Raw genomic sequence first — 6,725 nt, 5'->3', positions numbered from 1 at the left:
CTTTTCTTTTTCTATCTACTTTAGGCAGTTTGTATCTCTTTTACTCTGCCTTTTTTACCTTTCTTAGTCTAAACTCCAGTCAATAAGCTACGGGGATAATCACGTTGCTCTCGTTGACGCAACCAGAATGACCGCCGCCGTTGCTACATCTTTAGCTCAAAACGATGAAAGTAAATCTGGGACAGTGCATTTAATCGCAGGTAGCCTATCAGGAATCCAAAACTTTATCTATACAATTTCCTCAGATGGAGCTTTAAAGTCCTTAAGAGCAAGGAGCTTTTATCTAGAACTCGTTGCCGAAGAAATCGTTCAACAAATTTTAGAGCAATTACAACTGCCTCGAACTAAAATTATCTATGCAGGTGGGGGCAACTTATTTATCCTTACAGGCGAAGATGAAACCATACTCAAATCAAAGTTAAAAGCTCTACAGAATAAGATAAATGAATGGCTAGAGAAAAATTTTCAAGGCAAAATCTTCTTCTCGCTAGATTATGGCTCCTGTGATTTTAATAATATTAAACCTGCACTATTTCGCGACTGTTGGAATCAAGCGATCGCCAAAGTTTCACAGCATAAAAATCAGAAATTTCGACATCAAATCGAGAACGGGAAATTACTAGCAGTTCGGGATAGCTATCAACCCTGCAAAGTCTGCCATCGCGATGATACCGAAGATTTAAAGCCTTTAAATCGGCATGAAGCTGATTCGACCGTTGCCTGTAAGACTTGCCGTGACATGTTTCAGCTAGGTGACGAGATCCCCGATACATTAGCTATATTGCGAAGCAAGCGATCACCCACATCTGCTAAATTAGGAGCTAAATATTGGCTAGAAGTTAATGGCGCATATTACTATTTGTTCGAGAATAGTCGAGAGGTTGCTTTTAATGTTAATCCAGAAACCGATACTGTCTATTGCATTAATAACTGGGAGATTGAAAATTACACTTCAGGGCTAACCGTGCCGATGTTAATGGGCAGATATTATCAAAGTACTGAAGATGGCAAGTTTATCAGTGCTGAAGAATTAGCAGAAACCTCTCAAGGTATTAATCGCGTCGGTTATTTGCGAATGGACGTGGATCGTTTAGGTCAAATCTTTGCCAAAGGGCTAGAAGAGCAAAACTATTCATTACCAAGAGTTGCCAGCCTGTCGCGACAGATGAGCTATTTCTTTAAGGTCTATCTGAATAGTTTAGCAACCGATCGCTCAAATAATTTGGCTAGCCAAGCTGTGAAGCTAACCGAAAGCGATCGCCCAAACCTAATGTTTATTTATGCAGGAGGTGACGACCTATTTATTAGCGGCGCATGGGATGAGGTTGTCGAATTTGCCTTTGATGTCTATCAATCGTTTCGAGCCTATACAGGCAAACATCCTGATATTACGCTCTCAGGTGGTATTAGCATTGATGACGCTAAGTTTCCACTTTATCAATCTGCAAGTTCCTCTGGTGAAGCTGAGGATAAAGCGAAGGGCAATGGTCGTGATAGTCTGGGATTATTTGGTACTGCCTTAAAATGGGATGAGTGGCTAGGAGATAATCCTGAGATGATAATTAAAGCTATTAAAGAACGTGATGGTAAAGATAAATATTGGCAGCAGGAAAAAAACATTCCCGTTTTAGCAGGAGTCTTGCCATTCGTAAATATCTTAATCGATCAAGGATTTGGCTCAGGATATTCACGCGCTTTTGTGCGGAACTTGCTCAAAGCTGCTCAATTACAGGAACAGCAACTAGAGGAGTTACGCCGCAAGCAGAAAAGTCTAGATTCTGATGAAGCAAGGGATTTGCGGTATTACTTACATCTACCGCAAATTGCCTACACCATCTCGCGTTTACCCAAGGAGGTGAAATTAAGTAATGAGTTTCGGCGATCGCTCTTAAGTCCATACAATGCACCATATTTCAGGGCGATCGCCACATGGATCGAGTTACTAAATCGAAGAGGAACAAGCCAATGATTGCAATTGCCACTAAGCCTAGTTTTAGACTTGAGGACATCGATCCAATCTTGCATAAAGTTTCAAGTTTCAATTTTGTAATTAGTCGAGGTTCTATACGAATAAACCGAATATTAAGGTGAAGAAGTTCTGCGATCGCCTTTACTTCCAGAGCTATCTATCACTGCCAATCAAATTTTACAAATTTAGAATTTATAAAAATACATGACACAATCACGACAACAGGGTAACCACCTAGCTAATGCAGATATTACTAAACCGATAATTGATAGTCTTAGTAAGATCAATTATCTTAAAGACTATCCAATTCGAGATTTAGTAACTCAATCAGAAACATTTGGTAAAGCCCTTCGAGATCAGAGGCTGGAAACAAATCAAATTCGCAAGTTTCTAGATGCAATTAATCGCTTGAAATCTAAGTTAGTAGGAAGTGGATTTTCCGAAATTGAAGCAGAAATTGTTTTGCTAAAACCAAAGCTTGCCTATGCCGCTGCCCGTCAGAACGTAGTCAAACCCCTAAACAAAGTGATGTCTGCTGCCATTGACAAAGTGGAAAGTAAGGCAGACTTTGAGCGCCTCGTTAATCTTGTTGAATCAATTATTGCTTATCATAAAGAAGCAGGTGGAAAATAACTATGCCAGCAGCAACCGAACAAAAACCTTTACTTGGTAAACTTCGACTTACTAGCAATCTAAGAGTAGTTACAGGTTTACACATTGGCGCAGGTGGTGAGAATTTAGATATTGGCGGTTTGGATAAATCAGTGATGCGCGATCCTTTAACCAAGCATCCATATTTACCAGGCTCATCAATCAAGGGCAAAATGCGTTCTATTTTAGAGCGATTTCTCAACAAACCTGCAAACCGAGATGGTGGTGTTAAAACATTTCGCTATGAAAGTGACGATCTAGAATCAGGCTACTCAATTAGTAATGGTATTCCTTTTGAGGGGGCGCGTAGTTGTGAAGTCAGCCGTGTATTTGGTTCAACTGGCAAAGATTGCTGGCTGCCTGAGAGTATTGTGCATCCCCCAGATTTAGATAGAGTCGGCAAAGATGAAGAAACATTTAAGGGGGTTAAACATCTTAAAGCCAAAGGACGTAACTCTCCTGCGCGACTAATCGTGCGTGATAGTCATTTAACTACGGACTCAGCCGTACTTCTAAAATCCATTGATACAGGTCTATTCATGACCGAATGGAAATTTGAGAATGGCATCGATCGCATCACCGCCGCCGCTAACCCACGTCAACTAGAGCGTGTACCTGCGGGAGCAGTATTTAATTTTGAGATAGTCTATACCGTTGAGAATGCTGAACAAGCAGTTAAAGACCTGCAAAATTTAGCGATCGCCCTTGCAATTCTTGAAGACGATGCTCTTGGCGGACATGGTTCTCGCGGCTATGGCAAAGTTGCCTTTGAAAATTTCCAACTCTACTATCGTGATTTGGAATACTACAAAACCATTGGTACTGCCAACCGCACCGCCCAAGAGCCTCTTAATAGCTCCGATAATACCGAGCAATTGCTAAACAACTTTGATCAGGTGACTAGTGCTGTGGAGAGACAATTGCCATCTGGGAAGAGTTAGCCATGAGCAAATGGAAATTAGTCAAGCTAGATTTCAAAAATAATCCAGCTCATTTTGGTGAGTTGGGCATTGGTATGGAAGAAACTAGCGAACGAGTGCGGTCAGATACACTCTTTAGTGCGATCGCGATCACCTATGCAAGATTAGGCAAAAATCTAGATACACTGCTAGATCGCTTTCACAAAGAATCTCCCCCATTTCGCCTAAGTTCTAGCTTTATCTATCGTGAAACAAGCAGTGGAGTTACCTATTACTTACCTCGTCCCAAGGAACCACCAACAAATTATCCAATTGGTAACGATATCAAAATTGCCAAGGATTATAAAAAGTTAAACTTCTTGGATATCAAGACATGGAAAAGCTGGTATCAGGATGGCGGCTTTGATAACACTGGTTTACCTAAAAGCTTGTATAGTCAATGTTTCGAGATTGAGAAACATCCTAAGGTTGCCATAGACCGAATTACTCGATCCACTAATCTTTATCACACCGCCTTTGTCCGCTATCGTTCAGAACCTCACGACAAATCTGGCTTGTATTTCTTAGTCGAATTCACCGATCGAAGACTAGAAGATGAGCTTAAATCAGTGTTAGAACTCTTAGGAGAAGAAGGACTGGGCGGAGAGCGATCGAGTGGTGCAGGCAGATTTGAACCTTCATGGCATGAATTAGATGAGCAGTGGACACAGCTTCTATCTTTTGATGATGGTAATTCTCAAAGTCTAATCAGACTATATTGGGATAATCCACCAATCTCGTTAGATGACTCTAGCTATGAGCTACAGGAACGAGGTGGCTGGATTACCTCGGCGGCTAAAAATCAAAGGCGCAAAAAAGTCACCATGTTTGCTGAAGGTTCTGTATTTCAAAAAGCTCCTATCGGTAAGCTTGCTGATGTTACGCCCCATCAATTTGCACAGCATAGGATATATCGTAGTGGGATTGCGCTCAGTCTGCCGATCAAGATCAACTTAAAGGAGGCTTTATGAATCAAATCACTACTTTGCCCGATCGCTCTGAAATCAGGGAACAACGAAAATTAGAAGTGAAGAAATTTCAACTTTATAGCCAAATGTTCCGTATTGGCTCGGAAGTTTCTACACTCAATCCTTTTGAATACGTGGTAGCACCTAATAATCGCGTGTATTTGCCTGATTGTGATGCTCTAGCCCAAGCATTGCGAGAAGAAGGGAAGTTGCAAGAATATATCAACCGCATTGAAGATAGAAAAGAGATTAAAACTCTCTTGAAAAATACTTTTGGCGATCGCTGGTATGACATCGAAACCGATGATGGCAAACCAATTTTCCCTGATTACAGATCTAGTAAACGCTTAACCGAGCAGAAAATCACCGAATTACGCCCAATGATTCGTAATGGCATGGGTAAACTTTATGTGCCTGGAAGCTCAATTAAGGGGGCAATTAGAACTGCGATCGCCTATTACTTGCTTAAACACGAAGAGCAATTTAGAGTACCGCAACAAAATAGAATTAGCAGTATTGAAAGTCAGCTAAAAAAGAGCTTAGGTGAACTAAAACACAGAGCCAAATTTGTTGACGATCGCTTATTTATGGATGATTTATTTGCAAACTATGGACTGACTTATCAAGATCGCAATGCACCCGTTCAAGAGCGTCCTAACCCAAATACTGACATTATGAGGGCTATTCATGTTTCTGATACAGAACCGATTGAAAAATTTGAAAAGCTCAATAAACAAGGACAAACTGTAACTTACAATCAGTCTTTAGTTGCTGAAGTATTGGTCACAAGCCATTTTAATGATGGCAAGGCAAAATATCGTGCTTCTCTTTATGCTGAAATGGTTTCTAATCTGCAAGTTCCCTTTGAGATCACTCTGGATTTAGAAATGCTGTCGTGGTTTAGCCATCGTCAGGATATGCAGATTCCTTTTCAGTCCATTGACGATATTATCAAAATCTGCAAAGAGTTTGCACAAGAGCAATGGGACTTTGAACATGACTATTGGCAGGGTGTTAAAAATAACATCAATGCTAAAGACACCAATGGACAAACCATTAATCTCGATTATGAGCGCATTCATAAACTGTATGAAAAAGAGACCTGTCCCTATGCCCTCAGAGTTGGTTGGGGAAGTGGTATGACGGGAACTACCGTTGGAACTTTGTTAGAAGATGGGTTACGCACTCAAATCCGCGATACTTGCGGTATCAGAGCACCCGATTTTGAAGCGCCTAAGTCACGGCGTACAGTGGCAAACGCTAAAAGAGAAATTCAATTTGTCCTCGGTTGGGCTATGTTTAAATCCATATAATTTATGCTAATTCGTTCTACATGGCAGCTTAGTGTTCCTGAAGCTATGACATTGCCCCGATCGCACCATCTGAGTTTAGCCAAAGACTTACATAATCGCCTTGATATTCGTATGGGTGAAGAGCAAATTCCTAGTACTACCTTTTCTGGCATTCTGGGGTTTTACGATCGCCATGCTGACTTTATAACTTTTCTGCCAGATCAGGTTTATACACTTACTCTAAGCGGTTTACAAGAGTCATCTTCTAAAGCGATCGCCGATTTAGATCTGGGTGAAACTTTTAAATTTTTTGGTGCAAAGTTTGAGATTAGCGATCGCCAAGATGAAATCACTACTTACGAAAATCTCTATACAGAACTAGTTGCCAATGAACCTGAAGCAATTAGAAAATTTGAACTCAATTTTCTCACACCCACTGCCTTTGCTCAAAGTCGTACCCATTTACCTCTGCCGATCCCCCAACTAATGTTTCGTAGTTGGCTAGAACGTTGGAATCATTTTGCATCTGTATATTTGGGTAGTGACGATCTGATTGCTTATCTAACCAATTATTTCACGATCACTCGTCATCACATCAGGACTGGGACAGTGCAAATTCATCAAGGACAATGTACTGGATTTACTGGCCAAGTGACAATGCAGGCGATCGGTAAGGTCGATCCTTTACTAATCAATGTGGCTAATTTGTTGGTTAATTATGCTGCCTTTTCGGGCACGGGCATCAAAACTAGACTTAGTATGGGATATACCAAGTATTGACGGATGGTTTCAGATAATTTACACTACCGTAAGCGCTAACTCAGTTCTAGGGGTCAGCCAGTACCTTGAAAACCGCATAACTTCGTCAACCCCAAGAACTCGCTCT

6 protein-coding genes are annotated in these 6,725 nt (G+C 41.0%); all 6 read left to right on the top strand.

Annotated features, from left to right (window positions below):
* Positions 1–82: 82 nt before the first annotated feature.
* The 6 genes from cas10 to cas6 all read left to right on the top strand — a co-directional run bounded on the left by cas10 (position 83) and on the right by cas6 (position 6,619).
* Entirely contained in the window at positions 83–1,969 is a 1,887-nt protein-coding gene (gene cas10, locus PSE7429_RS19360; RefSeq protein WP_407681165.1) for a type III-A CRISPR-associated protein Cas10/Csm1, read from the top strand.
* 204 nt (positions 1,970–2,173) lie between these two features.
* Positions 2,174–2,602: a type III-A CRISPR-associated protein Csm2 gene (csm2, locus tag PSE7429_RS19355; RefSeq protein WP_009629030.1), complete on the top strand. Its 429-nt coding sequence runs from the start codon at positions 2,174–2,176 to the stop codon at positions 2,600–2,602.
* A 2-nt stretch (positions 2,603–2,604) separates the two neighbouring features.
* A complete protein-coding gene (gene csm3, locus PSE7429_RS19350) occupies positions 2,605–3,561 on the top strand; it encodes a type III-A CRISPR-associated RAMP protein Csm3 (protein ID WP_009629029.1) in 957 nt (318 codons plus the stop codon).
* A 2-nt stretch (positions 3,562–3,563) separates the two neighbouring features.
* Positions 3,564–4,550, top strand: coding sequence for a type III-A CRISPR-associated RAMP protein Csm4 (gene csm4 / locus PSE7429_RS19345; RefSeq protein WP_009629028.1), 987 nt, complete (start codon positions 3,564–3,566; stop codon positions 4,548–4,550).
* Complete coding sequence (csm5, locus tag PSE7429_RS19340) at positions 4,547–5,860, top strand: type III-A CRISPR-associated RAMP protein Csm5 (RefSeq protein WP_009629027.1); 1,314 nt, start codon at positions 4,547–4,549, stop codon at positions 5,858–5,860. The genes csm4 and csm5 overlap by 4 nt, the downstream gene beginning before the upstream one ends.
* Positions 5,861–5,863: 3 nt before the next feature.
* Positions 5,864–6,619, top strand: coding sequence for a CRISPR system precrRNA processing endoribonuclease RAMP protein Cas6 (gene cas6 / locus PSE7429_RS19335; RefSeq protein ID WP_009629026.1), 756 nt, complete (start codon positions 5,864–5,866; stop codon positions 6,617–6,619).
* The last annotated feature ends 106 nt before the right edge of the window (positions 6,620–6,725 follow it).

It is taken from the genome of Pseudanabaena biceps PCC 7429 (assembly GCF_000332215.1).
GTDB lineage: Bacteria > Cyanobacteriota > Cyanobacteriia > Pseudanabaenales > Pseudanabaenaceae > Pseudanabaena > Pseudanabaena biceps.
This window is presented reverse-complemented; position numbering and strand designations above follow the sequence as displayed.